This window comes from Kineosporia babensis, assembly GCF_021129305.1.
Taxonomy (GTDB): domain Bacteria; phylum Actinomycetota; class Actinomycetes; order Actinomycetales; family Kineosporiaceae; genus Kineosporia; species Kineosporia babensis.
The window spans coordinates 205680-225368 of record NZ_JAJOMB010000013.1 but is presented as its reverse complement, the minus strand read 5'-3'; the positions used below and the strand labels follow the sequence as shown (position 1 = coordinate 225368).

At 70.6% G+C, this 19689-nt stretch carries 15 protein-coding genes; 2 read left to right on the top strand and 13 right to left on the bottom strand.

Annotated features, from left to right (window positions below):
• The 4 genes from LR394_RS23565 to LR394_RS23550 form a co-directional block, all read right to left on the bottom strand.
• Positions 1-831, bottom strand: a complete 831-nt coding sequence (locus tag LR394_RS23565) for an ABC transporter permease (protein WP_231445764.1) — start codon at positions 829-831, stop codon at positions 1-3.
• On the bottom strand, positions 828-1628 hold the full coding sequence (locus tag LR394_RS23560) for an ABC transporter permease (RefSeq protein ID WP_231445762.1): 801 nt from the start codon (positions 1626-1628) through the stop codon (positions 828-830). The genes LR394_RS23565 and LR394_RS23560 overlap by 4 nt, the downstream gene beginning before the upstream one ends.
• Positions 1628-2548 carry an ABC transporter ATP-binding protein gene (locus LR394_RS23555; RefSeq protein ID WP_407937112.1) on the bottom strand — a complete coding sequence of 307 codons (921 nt, stop codon included), beginning with the start codon at positions 2546-2548 and terminating at the stop codon, positions 1628-1630. The genes LR394_RS23560 and LR394_RS23555 overlap by 1 nt, the downstream gene beginning before the upstream one ends.
• 344 nt (positions 2549-2892) lie before the next feature.
• A complete protein-coding gene (locus LR394_RS23550) occupies positions 2893-3120 on the bottom strand; it encodes a DUF3046 domain-containing protein (RefSeq protein WP_231445753.1) in 228 nt (75 codons plus the stop codon).
• Between the two features lie 119 nt (positions 3121-3239).
• Between LR394_RS23550 and LR394_RS23545 the strand changes: the two genes are divergently transcribed.
• Positions 3240-8141: an Lhr family helicase gene (locus LR394_RS23545; RefSeq protein ID WP_231445752.1), complete on the top strand. Its 4902-nt coding sequence runs from the start codon at positions 3240-3242 to the stop codon at positions 8139-8141.
• Positions 8142-8959: 818 nt separating this feature from the next.
• Here the strand turns inward: LR394_RS23545 and LR394_RS43715 are convergent.
• From LR394_RS43715 to LR394_RS23535, 3 genes are all read right to left on the bottom strand, one after another.
• Positions 8960-9397 (bottom strand): protein-tyrosine phosphatase family protein, encoded by a 438-nt coding sequence (locus tag LR394_RS43715; protein WP_407937106.1) that lies wholly within the window; start codon positions 9395-9397, stop codon positions 8960-8962.
• A gap of 117 nt (positions 9398-9514) precedes the next feature.
• The gene (locus LR394_RS23540) at positions 9515-10882 is read right to left on the bottom strand and encodes an MFS transporter (RefSeq protein ID WP_231445857.1); all 1368 of its coding nucleotides are present in this window, start codon (positions 10880-10882) and stop codon (positions 9515-9517) included.
• A gap of 2 nt (positions 10883-10884) precedes the next feature.
• On the bottom strand, positions 10885-11457 hold the full coding sequence (locus LR394_RS23535; protein WP_231445750.1) for a winged helix-turn-helix domain-containing protein: 573 nt from the start codon (positions 11455-11457) through the stop codon (positions 10885-10887).
• Positions 11458-11625: 168 nt separating this feature from the next.
• On the opposite strand from LR394_RS23535, the gene LR394_RS43140 reads away from it, so the two are divergent.
• Entirely contained in the window at positions 11626-12513 is an 888-nt protein-coding gene (locus LR394_RS43140) for a DNA-formamidopyrimidine glycosylase family protein (protein WP_231445748.1), read from the top strand.
• A gap of 92 nt (positions 12514-12605) precedes the next feature.
• On the opposite strand, the gene LR394_RS23525 is transcribed toward LR394_RS43140, so the two are convergent.
• The 6 genes from LR394_RS23525 to LR394_RS23500 all read right to left on the bottom strand — a co-directional run bounded on the left by LR394_RS23525 (position 12606) and on the right by LR394_RS23500 (position 19677).
• A complete protein-coding gene (locus LR394_RS23525; protein WP_231445746.1) occupies positions 12606-12917 on the bottom strand; it encodes a helix-turn-helix domain-containing protein in 312 nt (103 codons plus the stop codon).
• Between the two features lie 408 nt (positions 12918-13325).
• Entirely contained in the window at positions 13326-13952 is a 627-nt protein-coding gene (locus LR394_RS23520) for a CinA family protein (RefSeq protein ID WP_231445744.1), read from the bottom strand.
• A gap of 64 nt (positions 13953-14016) precedes the next feature.
• Positions 14017-14604, bottom strand: a complete 588-nt coding sequence (gene pgsA, locus LR394_RS23515) for a CDP-diacylglycerol--glycerol-3-phosphate 3-phosphatidyltransferase (protein WP_231445742.1) — start codon at positions 14602-14604, stop codon at positions 14017-14019.
• Positions 14601-16097, bottom strand: a complete 1497-nt coding sequence (gene rimO / locus LR394_RS23510) for a 30S ribosomal protein S12 methylthiotransferase RimO (protein ID WP_231445740.1) — start codon at positions 16095-16097, stop codon at positions 14601-14603. Before rimO ends, pgsA begins: the two co-directional genes overlap by 4 nt.
• 186 nt (positions 16098-16283) lie before the next feature.
• Positions 16284-16961, bottom strand: coding sequence for an NYN domain-containing protein (locus LR394_RS23505; RefSeq protein WP_231445733.1), 678 nt, complete (start codon positions 16959-16961; stop codon positions 16284-16286).
• Entirely contained in the window at positions 16954-19677 is a 2724-nt protein-coding gene (locus LR394_RS23500; RefSeq protein ID WP_231445731.1) for an FtsK/SpoIIIE family DNA translocase, read from the bottom strand. The genes LR394_RS23505 and LR394_RS23500 overlap by 8 nt, the downstream gene beginning before the upstream one ends.
• Positions 19678-19689 lie beyond the last annotated feature (12 nt).

Here is a 19689-nt window from a genome sequence, read left to right as displayed (position 1 = left end):
TCAAGAAAGCAGTAGCCGTTCCAGCCTGCGCCCGGCCAGCCACAACCCGGCCGCGCCGAGCGCCAGCAGATACGCCAGATGCCCGAGCACGGTGAGGTCCATCGTGCCCAGCACCAGCGCCCGCTCCAGCTCGACCCCGTGGTACAGCGGGGTGAGCTGCACGAGCAGGCCGAACACACCTGGGTAGGTACTGAGCGGGTAGAACGTGGTGGAGAGCAGGAGCAACGGCAGCACCACCAGGTTCACCAGGTCGAAGTCCTGCCAGGAGCGCATGAACGTGGTGGCGGCCATCCCGGCCCCGGCAAAGGCCAGCCCGATCAGCGAGGCCGCCGGCACCGCGAGCACCGCCCACCACGACTTCACATAGCCCGCGGCCAGCAGCACCAGCAGGAACGCCGATGCGTAGCCGGCCCCGCGCAGCAACGCCCAGCTGATCTCCCCGGCCGCCAGTGCCCGCGGGTTCAGCGGAGTGGCCAGCATGCTGTCGTAGATCCGGGTGTACTTGAGCTTGCCGAACACGTTGAACGTGGAGTCCGCCACCGCGCCGTTCATCGCCGAGGCCGCCAGCAGCGCCGGGCCGACGAACTCCTGGTAGCTGAACGACCGGCCGCCGTACTGCACCTCGCCGACCAGCACCCCGATGCCGATGCCCATCGACAACAGGTAGAACAACGGCTCGAAGAAGCCCGAGATCACCACGAACAGCGAGCGCCGGGCGGAGCGGGCGTTGCGGTGCACCACCGAGCCGGCCCCTCGTAACAGAGCGAGTTCACCGGCCACCCGGTACAGAGCGCTACGGGCGGTTCGGGTGCCCTGATCCAGAACGCTCATGAGCGCAGCATCTTCCGGTAGGAGCGAAGGGCCAGCAGATAGCCGCCCACGCACCACAGCAGCAGGTAGGCGAGATGCCCCGCGGAGGCGAGCACCCCGGCGTCCCCCAGCGCCAGCTCCCGGCACAACTGCGTGCCGTGCCACAACGGTGTGAGCCAGGCCAGGAGCTCGATGCCCAGCGGGAACTGATCGACCGGGAAGAAGGTGCCGGCGAAGAGGAACATCGGGGTCATCACGAAGCGCATCAGCACGGAGAAGTCGGTGTCGTTCTCGCGGGTGATGGCGAACGCGATCAGTGGGGTGGCGTGGGCCAGGCCGGTGAGTACCGCGACCGGGACCGCGAGCACCAGCCAGGCCGAGGAGAACGCCCCGATCAGGGTGCCGATCAGGGCGAACGCGACCGCGCCGAGGGTCAGCCGGAAGGCGATGAAGAGCAGGTGCCCGGTGACGATGTCCGCGATGGTCAGCGGCGATCCGGCCTGGGCCTGGTAGTGCCCGTTCCATTTCCGGCTGGACAGGACCGGCCAGGTGCACTCGCCGAACGCGCTCTGCATCGCACTCGCGGCCAGGATGCCCGGGGCCACGAAGGCCAGGTACTCCACATCGCCGAGCGGGCCGGTGGTGTTGCCGTCGACCAGGCTGCCCAGGCCCAGCCCGAAGGTGCCGAGAAAGACCAGGGGCATCACGAAGGCCGTGACGGCGCTGGAACGCCAGGTGCGGCGGTAGGCGCGCAGCCAGTACTCCAGGGCGGCCAGCGAGCGCTTCGGATCGCCCAGCTCGAGTGTCGGCGTAGCCATCAGTCGACCAGGGTCCGGCCGGTCAGGTGCAGGAACACGTCTTCCAGCGAGCTCCGCCGGACCAGGACCGACAACGGACGGTCGGGTCCGGTGTCGATGCTCCGAGCCACCGCGTCGCCGTGGTCGGTGTAGATCAGCAACCGGTCGGGCAGGACCTCGACGCGGGCGGCCAGGTCGCCGAGATCCAGCCGGTCGCGGTGGGCGGCGAGGTCGAAGTCGGGGTAGCGCACCTCCACCACTTCTCGGCTGGAATAGCGTTCGATGAGGTCGCGCGGGGAACCCTCGGCCACGATCCGGCCGTGGTCCATCACCACCAGGCGGTCGCACAGCTGCTCCGCCTCGTCCATGTAGTGCGTGGTCAGGACCAGGGTGACGCCCTGTTGTTTGAGCCGGTACAGCCGGTCCCAGAGCACGTGCCGGGCCTGTGGGTCGAGGCCGGTGGTGGGTTCGTCGAGCAGCAGGATCTCGGGGGCGTTGATCAGTGCGCGGGCGATGGTCAGGCGGCGTTTCATCCCGCCCGAGAGCGGCTCGACCGGGCTGTTCGCGCGGTCGGCGAGCTGGGCGAAACGCAGCAGTTCGTCGGCGCGATGGGCGATCTCCCAGCGGCGCAGGCCGAAGTAGCGGCCGTAGACCAGGAGGTTCTCGCGCACCGTGAGTTCCTCGTCGAGCAGGTCCTTCTGCGCCACCACGCCGAGCTTGGCCCGGATCGCCGGGCCGTCGTGCTCGGGGTCGAGGCCCAGCATGGTGAGGGTGCCGGCGGTGACCGGGGAGACGCAGCCGATCATCCGCATGGTGGAGGACTTACCGGCGCCGTTGGGGCCGAGGAAGCCGAAGGCCTCGCCCCGGCGCACGTCGATGTCGATGCCGTCGACCGCGACGAAGTCGCCGAAGTGCTTGGTCAGGCCGCGGGCGCTGATCAGGACGTCGGGGTCGGCCGGGTCGCTCTTCGCGCCTTTGGTCCACTTGCGGACGTCGGGGTCTGCTCGGTCGTTCGGCGCGCCTTCGGTCCAATTACGGACGTCGGGGTCTGCTCGGTCGCTCAGCTTGCCTTCAGTCCACTTACGGACGTCGGGGTCTGCTTGAGCGTTCGGCGCGCCTTCCGGCCGATTACGGACGTCGGTGGGCGCGTCGATCTTTTCGTCCGGCCGGTGCCGGCTGGTGTCGTCGTGGTGATCCGGTCCGGCGTCCTGCCGGACCCTGATCTCTTCCCCCTGGTGGATGCCACTGCCGTCCTTGGTTGCTGGGCCCTCCCCTGCCCCACCTGTCATGCCCGGCGGCGCTCCTTCTCGTCTTGGCCCCAGCGGCGGTGCGCGGGTACGTCCATCGAGTCGCACAGCGCGAACCAGACCTCGCGAAGCGGCTCGCCCGCCTCGATCGCCTGCTCGGCCGTGCGGTTGCCCAGTTCGAGCAGCACGTGGTCACGGACCAGCGTGCGGCCGTGGGCGCGCCCGAACTCTTCGTCGACCAGATCCCAGAACTCACTGCTACGCACCGCACGAGCATGCCACCCGTTCGGCCGTCCGCGCGCGGCGATTGCGCTCGCGTCCGCTGTGACCTGCGGCGATGATTTCTGATCGAAGACTGTCGGTGGTGCGTGTGAGGATCCCTGGTGTGACGGAACAGGTGCTCGAGCGATTCTCCCCGGCCACGCGGGCGTGGTTCACCGGGGCCTTCGCAGCGCCCACGGCCGCCCAGGCCGGCGCGTGGAACGCGGTGAGTGCGGGCCGGCACGCGCTGGTCGTCGCTCCCACCGGCTCGGGTAAAACTCTCTCGGCGTTCCTCTGGGCGCTGGACCGGCTGGCCTCGAGCCCGCCGCCGGAAGATCCCAAGCAGCGCTGCCGGGTGCTGTACGTCTCGCCGCTGAAGGCGCTCGCGGTCGATGTCGAGCGCAACCTGCGCTCGCCGCTGGCCGGGATCCGGCAGGCGGCCGGGCGGCTCGGGCTGCCGCTGCCCGAGGTGAAGGTGGCCCTGCGTTCGGGTGACACCCCGGCCGACGAGCGCCGGGCCCTCACCCGTACCCCGCCCGACGTGCTGATCACCACGCCCGAGTCGCTGTTCCTGATGCTCACCTCGCAGGCCCGGGAGGTGCTGACCGGGGTCGAGACGGTGATCATCGACGAGGTGCACGCCGTGGCCGGCTCGAAACGCGGCGCGCATCTGGCGGTCTCGCTGGAACGGCTGGACGCGTTGCTGGCCAGGCCGGCTCAGCGCGTCGGGCTCTCGGCCACGGTCCGCCCGATTGAGGAGATCGCCCGCTGGCTGGGGGGCCGTAATCCGGTCGAGGTGGTGCAGCCCGCCTCCACCAAGCAGTGGGATCTGCGGGTGATCGTGCCGGTGCCGGACATGGGCGAGCTGGATGCCTCGGCCAACGGGGTGCCCGGGGCCACCGCCGATCCGGACGAGGACCTGACCGGTGCGGCGGCCGGAGCGGCGGCCCGGCCCTCGATCTGGCCGCACGTCGAGGAGCGCATCGTCGACCTGATCGCCGAGCACCGTTCCACCCTGGTGTTCGCCAACTCCCGGCGGCTGGCCGAGCGGCTCACCGCCCGGCTGAACGAGATCTGGGCCGAGCGGCAGGCGCTGGCCGAGCTGCCCGACGAAGGGGCGGTGCAGCCGGCCGAGATCATGGCCCAGTCCGGTGCGTCGACGGGTGCGCCGCCGGTGCTGGCCCGGGCGCACCACGGCTCGGTCAGCAAGGAGCAGCGGGCGATCATCGAGGGTGAGCTGAAGGCCGGGCGGCTGCCCGCCGTGGTCGCCACCTCCAGCCTGGAACTGGGCATCGACATGGGTGCGGTGGACCTGGTGGTGCAGGTCGAGTCGCCGCCCAGCGTGGCCAGCGGCCTGCAGCGGGTGGGCCGGGCCGGGCACCAGGTGGGGGCGGTGTCGGCGGGGGCACTGTTCCCGAAGTACCGCGGCGACCTGGTGCAGACCGCGGTAGTGGTCGAGCGGATGCGGGAGGGCTCGATCGAGCAGCTGACCGTGCCGGCCAGCCCGCTGGACGTGCTGGCCCAGCAGATCGTCGCGATGGTGGCGATGGACGAGTGGCGGGTGGCCGAGCTGGAGGAGCTGGTGCGGCGCTGTGCACCGTTCGCCGGGCTGACCCGGGGGGTGCTGGAGTCGGTGCTGGACATGCTGGCCGGGCGCTACCCCAGCGACGAGTTCGCCGAGCTGCGGCCGCGGCTGGTCTGGGATCGGCACGGCGACGTGCTGCAGGGCCGGCCGGGGGCGCAGCGGCTCGCGGTCACCAGCGGCGGCACGATTCCGGACCGGGGGTTGTTCGGGGTGTTCCTGGCCGGTGGGGACGAGGCTCGTAAGGGTGCCGGACGCCGGGTGGGCGAGCTGGACGAGGAGATGGTCTACGAGTCGCGGGTGGGCGATGTGTTCACCCTGGGCTCCTCCTCGTGGCGGATCGAGGACATCACGCACGACCGGGTACTGGTCACCCCGGCCCCCGGTCAGCCCGGGCGGCTGCCGTTCTGGAAGGGCGACCAGCAGGGCCGGCCCGCCGAGCTGGGCCGGGCGGTGGGCGCCTACGTCCGCTCGGTCAGCCGGATGAAGGCCGACGCCGCGCGGGATCGGGTGCTCGCCTCCGGGCTGGACGAGTGGGCCACCGACAACCTGCTGGCCTATCTGGACGAGCAGAAGCAGGCCACCGGGCATCTTCCGGACGACAAGACCATCGTGATCGAGCGTTTCCGGGACGAGATCGGTGACTGGCGGGTGGTGGTGCACTCGCCGTTCGGTGGGCAGGTGCACTCGCCCTGGGCACTGGCGGTGGCCGCGCGTTTTCGCGAGCGGTTCGGGGTGGATGTGCAGGCCGCTCCGGGTGACGACGGCATCGTGCTGCGGCTGCCCGACGTCGAGACGGAAGACGGCTCGGCGCCCGACGTGGCCGATCTGATCGTGCTCGAGGCCGAGGACGTGGAGGAGCTGGTCACCGCCGAGCTCGGGGGTTCGGCGCTGTTCGCCTCCCGGTTCCGCGAGTGCGCGGCCCGGGCGCTGCTGCTGCCCCGCCGGCAGCCGGGTAAGCGCCAGCCGTTGTGGCAGCAGCGGCAGCGTTCGGCCCAGTTGCTCGAAGTGGCCTCGCGTTACGGCAGTTTCCCGATCGTGCTGGAGACGCTGCGCGAGTGCCTGCAGGACGTGTTCGACGTGCCCGGGCTGGAATCGCTGATGCGGGACGTGCGGGCACGGTCGGTCAAGGTGCTGGAGGTGACCACGCAGCAGCCCTCGCCGTTCGCCCGGAGCCTGCTGTTCGGTTACGTGGCGCAGTTCCTGTACGAGGGTGATTCGCCGCTGGCCGAGCGCCGGGCCGCCGCGCTGGCGCTCGACCCGGCGTTGCTGGCCGAACTGCTGGGCCGGGGCGAGGGTGCCTCGCTGCGGGATCTGCTGGATCCGGATGCGTTGCGGCGTACCGAGGAGGAGCTGCAGCGGCGGGCACCGAACCGGCGGGCGCGCACCATGGAACAGGTGGCCGACCTGGTCCGGATGATCGGGCCGCTGTCCACGTCCGAGGTGGTGGACCGGACGATCGACGCCGAGGCCTGGGCGCTGGTCGAGGCCGGTTCCGGGGGTGAGGCCGAGGCCGGGGCTGAAGTGGCTGAGGGGTCGACGGAGGGTTCTTCGGAGGCGGACGCGGCGGGTTGGGGTGATGACGCCACGGCGGCCGAACAGGCTGTGGCCTCCGCGGGTGGTGCTGTTGAGCCGGCCGATCCCTCGTGGCCGCAGGCCCGCCCGGACCAGCCCGGCCCGGTGCGGATTCCCACCGCTGATCCGGCTGAGGTGGGCCGTTGGCTGAGCGAGCTCGAGGGCGCGCGCCGGCTGATCCGGGTGCGGGTGGCGGGCGAAGAACGCTGGGCCGCGGTCGAGGATTCCGGACGACTGCGGGACGCACTCGGTACTGCATTGCCGGTCGGGGTGGCGGAGGCGTTCACCGAGCCGGTGCCGGATCCGCTGGGCGATCTGCTCTCCCGCTACGCCCGCTCGCACGGCCCCTTCACCGCAGCGGACCTGGCCACCCGGCTCGGGCTGGGCTCGGTCGTGGTGATCGACGGGCTGCGGCGGCTCGTCGACAACGGGCGACTGGTGCAGGGTGAACTGCGGCCGCTGGAGTGTGGCGGCGGGCAAGGCATGGACTACTGCGATGCCGAGGTGCTGCGCACCCTCCGGCGGCGCTCGCTGGCTGCCCTGCGGGCCGAGGTCGAGCCGGTTCCGGCCCTCGACCTGGCCCGTTTCCTGCCTGGGTGGCAGGGCGTCGGCGGCCGCACCCGCGGGGTGGACGGGGTGCTGCGCGCGGTGGAACAGCTGGCCGGGGCCTGGGTTCCGGCCAGCGCGCTGGAGACCTTGGTCATCCCCGGCCGGGTTCCCGGGTACACGCCCGCCCTGCTCGACGAGCTGACCAGTGCCGGTGAGGTGGTCTGGGCCGGGCACGGCAGCCTGCCGGGTGATGACGGCTGGGTCTCGTTGCATCCGGCCGATCTGGCGCCGCTCACCCTGGCCGGGCCCGATGCCGAGTTCGAGCCGGAAGAACAGCACCAGGCCGTGCTCGACGCGCTGGCCGGGGGCGGGGCCTACTTCTTCCGGGCGCTGAGCGACGCAGTCGGCAGCACCGACGACCAGGCGCTCACCCAGGCGCTGTGGGATCTGGTCTGGGCCGGGCTGATCAGCAACGACACGCTCGCCGCGCTACGTTCCAAGCTGGCCGGGGGCAAGACCGCGCACAAGAGCAGGCCCAGCCCACCCCGGGCTCGCTACAGCCGTTACGGCTCGCTGCGCGGGGCCGGCCGGGCGGGCTCACGGCCGGCCATGCCCAGCCGCACCGGTCCCCCGCTCGCGGCCGGGCGCTGGTCGCTGCTGCCCGAGCGCGAACCCGATCCCACCGCGCGCGCCCACGCCCAGGCCGAGGTGCTGCTGGAACGGCACGGCGTGGTCACCCGCGGGGCGGTCATGGCCGAGCGCGTGGCCGGTGGCTTTGCCGCGGCCTACCGGGTGCTGTCCGGCTTCGAGGACGCGGGCCGGGTCCGGCGGGGCTACTTCGTCGAAGGGCTGGGTGCCTCGCAGTTCGCGGGCACGGGCGCGGTGGACCGGCTTCGGGCCTCCGCCCGGCCGGCCGGCGAGACCTTCGCCAGCGAAGGCGGCCTGCGCACCGTGGTCCTGGCTGCGGCCGACCCGGCCAACCCTTACGGCGCGGCCCTGCCCTGGCCCGAGCGTCCGGGCGACAACGCCGGTCACCGGCCCGGTCGCAAGGCCGGCGCCATCGTGATCCTGGTGGACGGCGCGCTCACCCTGTACGTCGAGCGCGGCGGGCGCACGTTGCTCTCGTGGACCGATGAGGAGGAGTTGCTGCGGGCCGCCGCCGACGCGCTGGCCCTGGCGGTCCGGGAGGGTGCGCTGGGCCGGCTGACCGTTGAGAAGGCCGATGGGGAGGGCGTTCTGAACACGGACAATCCCTTGGCCCAGGCCCTGGAGAACGCCGGATTCCGAGCAACGCCGCGAGGGCTGCGACTACGGGCTTGAGCAGGTGGGACGCCTGAGGGGCGCAGGGCTCGCCAGGAGGGCGAGTAGATGCGACGGAAGGACGTTGCCGCCGAGCCGAGAAACGTCGCGGGATGATCTGGCGGGCCGCAGATGACCTGGAGCGCCACGGTTGGCCGGGAGCGCCACGGCCCAGCCCGAGAACGCCACCGTTGAGCCCAGAGCGCCACGGCCAACCCGGGAGCGCCACCGTTGGCCCGGAGTGTGGCAGGTGTTAGGTCGTGTTTTGGAAGTCACGCCGACCTTGACGGCTTGTTCGGCGGATCTGCCACCCAGCCTTGGCGAATCCGTGCAAGCCCGATCCTTCTCCACCCCTGCTGCTGCCCGGCGAATTCACGACAACGCAGAAACAAAGTGTGCTCTGGCCACACTTTCTTTCCGCGATCCCTGGAATCGCCCGCACCAGCGCCCGGCCGGCGGTCGACTCCCTTAGCTGCGGTGCGCCCGCGCGGCCCCTACTCCACAGTGCTGTGACACAAAGCCCGGCGAACGACTGCCCGCAATGTGTCAAAGTGGTGCATCCAGTACCAGGTGTACACATGATCGAGGTGTCCCCGCCCAACCGCTCACGGTCCGGGACTTCTTCCCTTTGCCCTGTGCTGTGACCATAAGTCTTGGCCAGGTCGACTCCGCCCTGCAGTAGCCATGGACTCCCCAGAGAACGCCCCAGAGAGCTTGACGACCAGCATCGAGCAAGGCAGCTGGTCTTGAGCAAGACCGCTGCCAGGAAGCGTGACGGCTGGAGGTGGGGCGGGCCGGGCTCAGTCGGGCTCGGTCGGGCTAACCGGCGCTGAGATGCGCTAGATCTGGCCGAACCGTTCTACGTAGCACCTTTGCCAGAGCGTTTCGACCGCGTGACGCGAATACCTCTGTCTCACATAGGCAACCGCTGAACCTGGCGGCACCCCGTCGAGTACCGCCAGGCAGGCCAGTGCAGTGCCGGTGCGCCCTCGTCCACCGTTGCAGGCGATCTCCACGCGTTGCTCGGCGGCTCGGTCCCAGGCCGCTTGCAGCGCTTTCTGGGCGTCTTCGCGGTCTGTGGGGAGGCGGAAGTCGGGCCATCGGATCCATCGGCCGGCCCACGGGGTAGGCGGAGGCTGCTTGGCCAGTAGGTACAACCCGAACTCGGGGTCGGGGCCGGGCGGCGGTCCGGCGCGTAGGCCGCGTCCGCGGATGCGGCGTCCTGAAGGTAGTTCCAGCACGCCGGCGAGCTCTGGCTCCCACATGTCCGCGATCATCCCCTTCGCTCGCAGGTTGTGGCCACAGCAGTCGGGGATACTGCTGGACTGCCAGGACGCTTACCAAGGTGGCAGAAGCGGGCCAGACGTTCGCGCAGGCCCAAAGCGGTTAAGCCGCTACCGGCCGGCCGGATCCTGAGCCGCAGAAACCACCGCATCAGCAGAGGATCCAGGAGCTGCGGAGGTGCCTGAAGGAGCCAGGGCAACCGCGGCAGCAGACGGTGAGGTGCTGGCCCGAGGAGCCTCAGTACCTGCATCAGGCCGGTCCATCTCGGTCCATGCCCCGCCTCGGGCGGGCTGCAGGGTCACCACGATGTAGCAGATTCCGACCGCCACCAGGGTCGAGGTCAGGCCCAGGTGGTCCACCGCGAACCCGGCGGCCAGGCTCCCTACCGGCATGCCCGCCCAGCAGCCCGCGTTGACCAGGCCGAAGGCTCGGGCTCGCATCTGCGGCGGAATGCGTTCCAGCATCACCGTGCCGAGGATCGGGTTGATCGCACCGGCGCAGAAACCTGCGAGGAACTTGAACACCAGTAACGCCGGCAGCGGCAGTCCGGCGGCGAGCCCCAGGAAGACCGGGCCACCGGCCAGGGTGAAGGCGATGACCATGGTCGGCCGGCGGGGAAGGTGGTGCCCGACGGCGCCGAACAGTAGTGAACCGAGCAGCGCGCCGCCGCCCATCGCCCCGACCAGCAGGCCGAGCGCGACCGCGCCGCCGAGCTCGCGGTCGGCGTAGACCGGCATCAGCACCGCGCTGCCGGCGGCGTCGAACAGGTTGGTGACCACGACGAGCAGCACGATCGCGCGCATCAGCCGGTCCTGCACCACCCAGGCCAGGCCCGCCCGCAAACCCTGCCAGTAGCCCTCCGGATCCGCCGACTCCTCGGGGGCACAAACGTCCCCAGTTCGGCTCTTGCCCTTGACCAACAGCGTCACGAGCGATGCGGAGATCAAGAACGTGGCGGTGTCGACGAACATGGCCTCCAGGGCACCCAGCGACACGACCAGGAAGCCGGCCAGTGGCGCGCCCAGCAACCGGCCTGCGCGTTCGGTGGCTTCCATCCAGCCGACGGCACGCTCGAGGGGAACCCCGGCTGTCTCCGCGACGTCGGGAAGCAGCGCGCGCCGCGCGGTTTGGCCAGGGGCGTCGATCAGGCTGCCGACGAAGACCAGGGCGAACACGGCCCACAGGGGAAGGCCGATCGTGACGTGTAGCAGCGGCACCAGCGCAACGAAGAATCCGCCGAGTAGGTCGGTGAGGATGCTGGCTCGCCGGTAGCCCAGCTTGTCCACGATGGTCCCGCCGAACACTCCCCCGAGCACGATCGGCAGCGTGGCGACAACGCCGGCCACCCCCGTGGCCGAGGCCGAGCCGGTGCGTTCGAGTACATACAGGGGTAGCGCGATCAGCGTGATCATGTTGCCGGTCAGCGAGACCGTGTGCGCGAAATACAGCGCGTACAGCGATTTCGAGCTCCCCTGCATGGTCACGGCCTCCGGTACAGCTGATAGGCGACTGTCACGGTTTCGGTGCCATCCGAAGCGGGCTCCTTGCCTTCCCAGCGTTCGACCACCTCGTTGAGCTCGCTCTGGAGTTCACGCATCTGTTCGGGGGTCAGGTGCAGGAAGGCGTCGCTGGCATCGGCTGCCTCCACCCATTCCCGCTCCAGGGTGGGCTCCAGGTCTAGGTAAGCCTCGTAATCCGCCAGGAGCCGCCGGGCGACCACGCGCCGCAACTCCCCCGAGGCGAGATGCCGCTCCGGGTCTTTCAGATCGTCGGAGGGAGACCAGGATGTGCGCACGTGCGACGCCCGCCACCAGCGTTCACGGCGATCGCGGGCGAGCTCGGGCGCTTCCTCGACGAAGCCGAACTGGGCGAGCTTGCCCACGTGATAGCTGATCGAGCCGGGTGCCTCGTCCAGAATCTCGCAGAGCATGCCGACCGACTGCGGCCCGCGCACCCGCAACTCGGCCAGCACCGACAGACGCAGCGGGTGCGCCAGCGCGCGCATCGCCTTGGGGTCGTTCAGCTGGAAGTTGCCCTCACCGGGATTCGCCATGCTTCGACGATAGATGCACAACAACTCTTGTGCAATGTTCGTTGTTGATGTGACAGAGGGACGTGGGACGACCAGTACCGCTGTCAGCCCGGCTGTCCGCCCGGCCACCGGCGAGCTGACCTGCCCCGCTAGGCGGCACAACCCCCCACCTGCAGGCATGCTGTTGCGGTGCCCGAAGGTGACGTTGTGCTGCGGACCGCGCGCCGGCTCGATGCCGCGCTCGCCGGCCGCCGCCTGATCAAGGCCGACCTGCGCTGGCCCTCACTGGCCGGCGAGAACCTCAAGGGCCTGGAGGTGCTGGAGGTCGTGGCGATCGGCAAGCACCTGCTGATGCGGATGGAGCAGAACGCCACGCTGCACAGCCACCTGCGGATGGAGGGCTCCTGGCACGTTCACCGCACCGGCGAGCCGTGGCGCCGCCCGCGGGCCGAGCACGAGATCCGAGCGGTGCTGGCCAATCAGGAATGGACGGCCATCGGGCACCACCTCGGGATGATGGATCTGATCGCCACCGATCGGGAGGACACCCTGGTCGGGCACCTCGGACCGGACATCCTGGCCCCCGGCTGGGACCTGAAGCAGGCCACGCAGCGGGTCCGGGACCAGGGCGAGCGGGAGATCGGGCTGGTCCTGCTGGACCAGCGGGTGATCGCCGGGATCGGCACGTTCTTCATGAGTGAGGCCGCGTTCCTGCGCGGGGTGAACCCGTGGACCCCGACCAGCGAGGTGGCCAAGCTGGAAGAACTGGTGCGGCTGGCGCACCGGCTGATGGTTGTGAACGTGAACCGGGCCGTACAGGTCACCACGGGCAACGCCCGTAAGGGCCAGGAGTCTTACGTACACGCCCGCTCCGGACGTCCGTGCCGGCGCTGCGGCAGCACGATCCGGGTGGCGCCGCTGGGCGAACCCCCGAACGAGCGCCCGGTGTTCTGGTGCCCGCACTGCCAGCCTGGAGTGGTGCCGACCGATGATGGACGTCCGCGGCGCCCGTTGGGTGCCATCCAGCGCACCTCGCCTCGGACCCCGCCCCGTCAGCGTTCGCCCTACCGGCGCTAGGTCGTGTCAAAGCACGACCCAGGAACGGCAAACGCCCGAACGCCTCCGGGTGCGGGACCCGGAGGCGTTCGGACTGGCGCAATGCTCTTGGGTTATGCGGCCCCGGCCAGTTCGCCGGCCAGCCCGTCAGGAACTGTGTCCGGAACCCGGACCGCCGCCGGCCCGATGTTCTCCGCAGCAGCCACCCGCTCGCTGACCTCGTGCAGCACCGAAGACAGCGGGACGTCGAGTGCCCCGCAGATCGATGCCAGCAGCTCGGACGACGCCTCCTTCTGACCGCGCTCGACCTCGCTCAAGTAGCCGAGGGAGACACGGGCCACCGAGGACACCTCTCGCAGGGTGCGTCCCTGCTGGCGCCTGGCATCGCGGAGCACGTCGCCGATCTCCTGCCGTAGAAGCACCATGGCGCGCCCTCCCTTCTGTGGTCCTACCCTCGGCGCCCCGCCCGGAAGGCGGGACTCGACGGTGTTGGCACCATCTTGCCCCCGAACCGTCACGACCGCGTGGCCGACAGTCCGGCGTCCGTTCGACTTGACGGACTGTTCTTTACCTCGGCCGTTCATCGGGCCCGACCGGTGTGGACCGGCCGATGTAGGTCGTGGTGGATTTACCGTACCCCGCGGCACCGACAACGGTCGCGTAGGAGTCCGAACTGTGGGTGCCGGGACAGCACTTTCGGACCGGTTGGCAGCTGGCGACATGTGAGGGCTAACGGCCCCGAAGGCGGCTCTGTTCCGGGGTTGAGGCCAGGAGACTCAGGTTTGACCGCCTCTTGACGAACCCGGCTCGGCCGCGGCCGCACCCACGGACGTTCACCGACCCACCTCGACCAGCAGATCCAGCACCTGCGCGGTGGCTCCCAGCCGGACCGCCGCGCGATCCCCCGACAGGTCCAGCCGCCGCACCCGGGCCGTGACCTCACCGTGACCTACGGGGCGGTAAAAGTCCTGGTCAGTTGCCAGATCCGGGACCTTTGGCAGGACCCCGGCGACGGCCACGAAAACCCGTCCGGCGGGCGCTCCGTCGGCCGGGCCGGGCCCCGCGACGCCGGTCGTGGCGAGCCCGAAATCGGCCCCCATCAGCTCTCGGACGCCGGCCGCCATCTGCGCCGCGACGTCCGGATCGACCGGCCCGTTCGCTGAGAGCAGATCCGGATCGACGCCCAGAATGTCCTTCTTAAGGGTGGTGGCGTACGCGACCACCGCTCCGCGCAGCACCGCCGACGCACCCGCGATCGCCACCAGCGAGGCCGAGACCATGCCCCCGGTGAGCGACTCGGCGATCGCCACGGTCCGCCCTTGTTCGCTCAGGGCAGAAATGATCAGGGCCGCATTCCGGTCTATTTCCGCAGCCAGCTCTGAGTGAGCCGGGTCCGGATCAGCGAGGCCGGGGTCCGGCGTAGCAGCCGGCTCGGCTCCTGGCTGGTGGGGCTGAGTCATGGGCTCAGCCTGCCACCCGACCGGCTGGCGAAGCAGGGGTGAGCGGGGAGGAAGGGGAGGGAGGTCAGGCCGCCGGGTCCGAAGTACCGGAGGAGCGGCGCAGCCGGACTGCCTGGGCCACGTAGTCCAGCCCGGTGACCAGGGTCAGCCCCACGGCGACGGCCATGCAGACGTAGGCCACCGGCTCCACCACGGCCGGCAGCGGGCAGACCATCAGCAGGATCGCCACCGACTGGGCGACCGTCTTGGCCTTGCCGCCGCGCCCGGCCGCCATCACGCCGTACCGGATCATGAAGAAGCGCATCACGGTGATGCCGAGCTCGCGGAACAGCACCAGCCCGGTGACCCACCACCACAGCTCGCCGATCAGCGACAGCGCGATCAGCGCAGCCCCGATCAGCGCCTTGTCGGCGATCGGGTCGGCGATCTTGCCCAGGTCGGTGACCAGGCCCCAGTTGCGGGCCAGGTCGCCGTCGATCCGGTCGGTGATGATCGCCGCGGCGAAGACCACCGCGGCACCGATCCGCCAGCTGGTCTCCTGACCGTCGCCGTGCAGCATCAGGAAGGCGAACAACGGCACCAGCGCGATCCGCAGCAGCGTCAGCGCGTTGGCGATGTTCCAGTTGCTCGGCGCCTTGGTCGTGGTGCTCACCCGGCTGATTTCACCGCTGCCGCGGGCCGGGTGCCGACCAGTTCGGCCGGGGTGGCGACCAGGTCCACACCGAGGGACTCGGTCACGACGGCCTCGACCCAGTCGCCCGGCGCAGCCTCGACGCCGGGCAGCAGCACCTGGCCGTCGACCTCCGGGCCCTGGTGCGCGGCCCGCCCGACCATGGTGCCCGGGTCGTCCTCGTCCGGGCCCTCGACCAGCACCGTCACCCGCTCGCCGATCCGCTCCTCGGCGCGCTGGGCGGTGAGCTCCTCGACCAGGCCGGTGATGTGAGCCAGCCGCATCGCCACTTCGTCGGCGGACAGCTTGCCCTCGAGCGTGGCGGCTTCCGTGCCGTCCTCGTCGGAGTAGCCGAACACACCCACCACGTCGAGCCGGGCCTCGGTGAGGAAGCCGGCCAGCTCCTCGAGGTCGGCCTCGGTCTCGCCCGGGAAGCCGACGATGACGTTGGACCGGATGCCGGCCTGCGGGCTGCGCTCGCGGATGCCGCGCAGCAGGCCCAGGAAGTCCTCGGTGCTGCCGAAGCGGCGCATCCGGCGCAGCACGGCGTTGGAGGAGTGCTGGAACGACAGGTCGAAGTAGGGGGCCACGCCGTCGGTGCCGGCGATCGCGTCGATCAGGCCGGGGCGCAGCTCGGCGGGCTGCAGGTAGGACACCCGCACCCGGTCCACGCCCTCGACCTCGGTGAGCTCCGGCAGCAGCGTCTCCAGCAGCCGGATGTCGCCCAGGTCCTTGCCGTACGAGGTCGAGTTCTCGCTGACCAGGAAGAGCTCCTTCACCCCGCGCTCACCCAGCCAGCGGGCCTCGGTGAGGACCTCGGCCGGGCGGCGGGAGAGGAAGGCCCCGCGGAAGGCCGGGATGGCGCAGAAGGTGCAGCGACGGTCGCACCCGGAGGCCAGCTTCAGCGGCGCCCAGGGCCGGTCGTCCAGCCGGGCCCGGAACACCCGGGGACCGCTGACCGGGGCGACCCCGGACGGCAGGTCACCGATGATCACCGGGTCCTGGGCGTGGCCGGGGACGGCGACGTCGGCGGAGCGGCGCGCGGTCGGGGTCAGCGGCAGCAGGGTGCGCCGGTCCACCGGGACGTGCGACTTCGGCTTCTCACCGTGCAGGATCGCGTCGAGGTGACTGGAGAGGTCGGCGTAGGAGTCGAACCCGAGCACCGCGTCGGCCTCGGGCAGCGAGTCGGCCAGCTGCTCGCCGTAGCGCTCGGCCATGCAGCCGACGGCGACCACGGCCTGCGTCCGGGCCGAGGAGTCGTCCTTCAGCTCGGCGGCCTCCATCAGGACGTCGATCGAGTCCTTCTTGGCCTGCTCGACGAAGCCGCAGGTGTTCACGACCGCGACATCGGCGTTTTCGGCGTCGTCGACGAGTTCCCACCCGGCGGCGGCCAGACGTCCGGCCAATTCCTCCGAATCGACCTCGTTCCGGGCGCATCCCAGGGTGACAACAGCTACGGAGCGAGGGGCAACCACGGCCACAGACTACTTGCCGTTTCGGTGTGCCGGATTCCAAGGCCGCCGTTGGGCACCTGACGAGACGATAAGCACTCCCTCGGCGCAGCCTGCGCGCAGCTCGAGAACACTCCCGCGGGACCCAGCACGAAGGGTCCCGGCCACCCACGGCCGGGACCCTTCGCAACGCACTGCAGGCGAGCGTCCCTAGTTGGAGCTGTTGCTCTCGCTGAGCAGCGCCCGCATCGAACGGGTGGGCTGCAGCCAGGCACCACCGGCGGGCAGGTTGTCCAGCCGGACCCGCGGCAGCGGGGTGGTGAAGGCGCCGGGCACGTCCTCCAGGTCCACGAACCGGATCAGCTCGGACTCCTGGGCGTACCCCGCGACCTCGACGAACGAGAGCACGGTGACGTCGACGCCCTCGCGGGCCAGCTCTTCCAGCGGCTCGTTGAAGTTACGGCCGTCACCGCTGGCCACCACCAGCCGGCGCAGCGTCCGGGTGCGGTGCCGGTCGGCGATGTGGGCCAGCATGTCGGCGTCCACGTCGTCCAGCGGGCCGAGCTTGGGCCGGGCGAACACCGCGTAACCGAACGAGCGGATCGCCTCCACCCAGCCGCGCATCGTGGCCGCCCCGCCGGGGGGCACGTTCGCGAACACCGCGCCTTCCACGTCCCGCTCACCGGCCTGGGCCAGCAGCCACTTGGCGACCGCGTCGAACCGCGGCCGGGACTGGGCCGAGGGCCGGCCGCCGATCACGTTGGACAGCGTCATGTCGATGTTCGGGGCGTCCCAGACCAGCAGGTCCAGCTCGGTCCGCTCACCGCTGATCAGGCCGAGGTCCTCGACACTAAGGGGGGCGTCCTCGCCCAAATCGTGCTCAGTCATCATCCATACCTGGTTCCCATAGATCTTCTACCCGTCCGGCATCGTCGTCCGGCGGGGTCTCCCCCCGGATGAGGGCCAGCGTGCCAGGAAGATCGTCCGGTTTCACCATGACGTCACGGGCCTTGCTGCCCTCACTCGGGCCTACCACACCCCTCGACTCCAGCAGGTCCATCAGGCGACCGGCCTTGGCGAACCCGACCCGCAGCTTGCGCTGCAGCATCGAGGTGGAGCCGAACTGCGAGGTGACGATGAGTTCGGCAGCCGCGAGCAGCAACTCAAGATCGTCGCCGATGTCCTCGTCGATCTCCTTGCGCACGGCGACCGCGGCGACGTCCTCGCGGTAGACCGGCTGCAGCTGTTCCTTGACGTGCCCGACGACGCGCTCGATCTCACTCTCGGTGACCCAGGCTCCCTGCACACGCATCGGCTTGGAGGCGCCCATCGGCAGGAACAGCCCGTCCCCCTGGCCGATCAGCTTCTCCGCCCCGGGCTGGTCCAGGACCACCCGGGAGTCGGTGACGGAGCTGGTCGCGAACGCCATCCGGGAGGGCACGTTGGCCTTGATCAGACCGGTGACGACGTCGACCGAGGGCCGCTGGGTGGCCAGCACGAGGTGGATCCCGGCCGCCCGGGCGAGCTGGGTGATCCGGACGATGGCGTCTTCCACGTCACGCGGAGCGACCATCATCAGGTCGGCCAGCTCGTCCACCACGACCAGCAGGTACGGGTAGGGCTGCAGCCGCCGGTCGCTGCCGGGCGGCAGCACCACGGTGTTGTTGCGGATCGCCTTGTTGAAGTCGTCGATGTGCTTGAACCCGAACGCCGACAGGTCGTCGTAACGCGCGTCCATCTCCTTGACCACCCAGGCCAGCGCCTCGGCGGCCTTCTTCGGGTTGGTGATGATCGGCGTGATCAGGTGCGGGATGCCCTCGTAGGCGGTCAGTTCCACCCGCTTGGGGTCGACCAGCACCATCCGGACCTCGTCCGGGGTGGAACGCATCAGCAGCGAGGTGATCATCGAGTTGACGAACGACGACTTACCGGCCCCGGTGGCGCCGGCCACCAGCATGTGCGGCATCTTGGCCAGGTTCGCGATCACGAAACCGCCCTCGACGTCCTTGCCCACGCCCATCACCATCGGGTGCTCGGAGCGGCGCGCGGTCTGGCTGCGCAGCACGTCGCCCAGCGAGACGGTCTCCCGGTCGGCGTTGGGGATCTCGATGCCGATCGCCGACTTGCCCGGGATCGGCGACAGGATCCGGACGTCGGCGCTGGCCACCGCGTAGGCGATGTTCTTGCTGAGCGCGGTGACCTTCTCGACCTTGACCGCCGGGCCGACCTCGACCTCGTAGCGGGTCACGGTCGGGCCCCGGCTGAAGCCGGTGACCTGGGCGTCGATGTTGAAGTCGTCGAACACCCGGGTGAGCGCCTCGACCACCTTGTCGTTGGCCTCGCTGCGCTCCTTCGGGGCCGGCCCGGCGGGCAGCATGTCGGAGGGCGGCAGGTGGTAGGCGACGTCGCCGGCCAGCAGCAACTGCTCGACCCGTTCGGGCAGCTGGGTGGTCTCCGGCGCCTCGGGCGCGGTCGAGGGGACGGACGCGACTTTGGCCACGGGGGCCGGCGGCGGGGGCGGCGGCGGTTGGGTGTTCTTGCTTGAGGACGGTGTCCCGCGCCCGGCGTCGAGGAGGTCGCGGAGGTCGACCTCCCGCGGTTCGCGCTCGGCATCGGCCTGATCGGCCTCGTCCACGTCGAACACCTTCGCGGCCTTGCCCTTGCGGCCCTTGGTGGTCGGCAGCGGTGCGGTGTCGCCCTCCTCGGGCTTGAGGACGGCCTGGGCGTACGCCTCGTCGCCGTGCAACGGGCCCTCGTCGCCGAGGTTGCGCCGCCGCCGCTCGGCCCGCCGGGCGACGAGTTCCTCGGCTTCCTCGGTACCCATCGTGGTGAGCGTCTCGTGCAGTTCGCGCAGCCGCTCGGGGATCGCGTAGACCGGGGTGGCGGTGACCACGAGCACCCCGAAGAAGGCGAGCAGCAGCAGGATCGGCACCGCGGCCCAGGTGCTGACCCCGGCCTCGAGCGGGGCCGAGGCCAGGTAGCCGATCATGCCGCCGGCGCCGCGCATGTCGCTGGCGCCGTCGGAGGGGCCGGGCAGGCCGGCGGCCAGGTGGGTCAGGCCGGCCGCGGAGACCAGGAGGGTGGCGGTGCCGATGAACATCCGGTTCACCGAGGCCATCTCTTCCGGACGGCGCATCACCAGCCAGCCGGCGATCAGCAGCAGCAACGGCAGCACCAGGGAGATCCGGCCGAGCGTGCCGGCCACCACCGCGTGCACGGCGACACCGACGTTTCCGGGCAGGCCCCACCACTCCCGCGCGGCGACCACGATCGCTACGGCGATCAGGATGAAGCCCACTCCGTCGCGGCGGTGGTCCGGATCCATGTTCTGGGCACCCTGACCGACCGCCCGGGCTCCTCCCCCGATCAGGTGCGCGGTGCCCATGTACACGCCGCGGACCATCCGGAACGGCAGCGCCGGGCGGGAGGCCGCGCTGCGCCGGGCAGCTGGGCGGGCAGCCGCCTTGCCGGTCGTCTTCCCGGTGGCGCGGGGCTTGGACGTGCGGCCTTTCGCCGCGCTGGAACCGCGGGACCGGCCGGACCCACTCTTCGAAGCGGTGGAGCGCGACGAACTGCCGCCAGATGTGGACGTACGGGTCGCCATGGTGGCGAGGCT

What these genes read in the sequence shown, in the direction of transcription:
- LR394_RS23565 (WP_231445764.1), bottom strand. Translation starts at nt 831, where the DNA reads ATGAGCGTTCTGGATCAGGGCACCCGAACCGCCCGTAGCGCTCTGTAC.
- LR394_RS23560 (WP_231445762.1), bottom strand. Translation starts at nt 1,628, where the DNA reads ATGGCTACGCCGACACTCGAGCTGGGCGATCCGAAGCGCTCGCTGGCC.
- LR394_RS43715 (WP_407937106.1), bottom strand. Translation starts at nt 9,397, where the DNA reads ATGATCGCGGACATGTGGGAGCCAGAGCTCGCCGGCGTGCTGGAACTA.
- LR394_RS23540 (WP_231445857.1), bottom strand. Translation starts at nt 10,882, where the DNA reads ATGCAGGGGAGCTCGAAATCGCTGTACGCGCTGTATTTCGCGCACACG.
- LR394_RS23535 (WP_231445750.1), bottom strand. Translation starts at nt 11,457, where the DNA reads ATGGCGAATCCCGGTGAGGGCAACTTCCAGCTGAACGACCCCAAGGCG.
- LR394_RS23525 (WP_231445746.1), bottom strand. Translation starts at nt 12,917, where the DNA reads ATGGTGCTTCTACGGCAGGAGATCGGCGACGTGCTCCGCGATGCCAGG.
- LR394_RS23520 (WP_231445744.1), bottom strand. Translation starts at nt 13,952, where the DNA reads ATGACTCAGCCCCACCAGCCAGGAGCCGAGCCGGCTGCTACGCCGGAC.
- LR394_RS23505 (WP_231445733.1), bottom strand. Translation starts at nt 16,961, where the DNA reads ATGACTGAGCACGATTTGGGCGAGGACGCCCCCCTTAGTGTCGAGGAC.
- LR394_RS23500 (WP_231445731.1), bottom strand. Translation starts at nt 19,677, where the DNA reads ATGGCGACCCGTACGTCCACATCTGGCGGCAGTTCGTCGCGCTCCACC.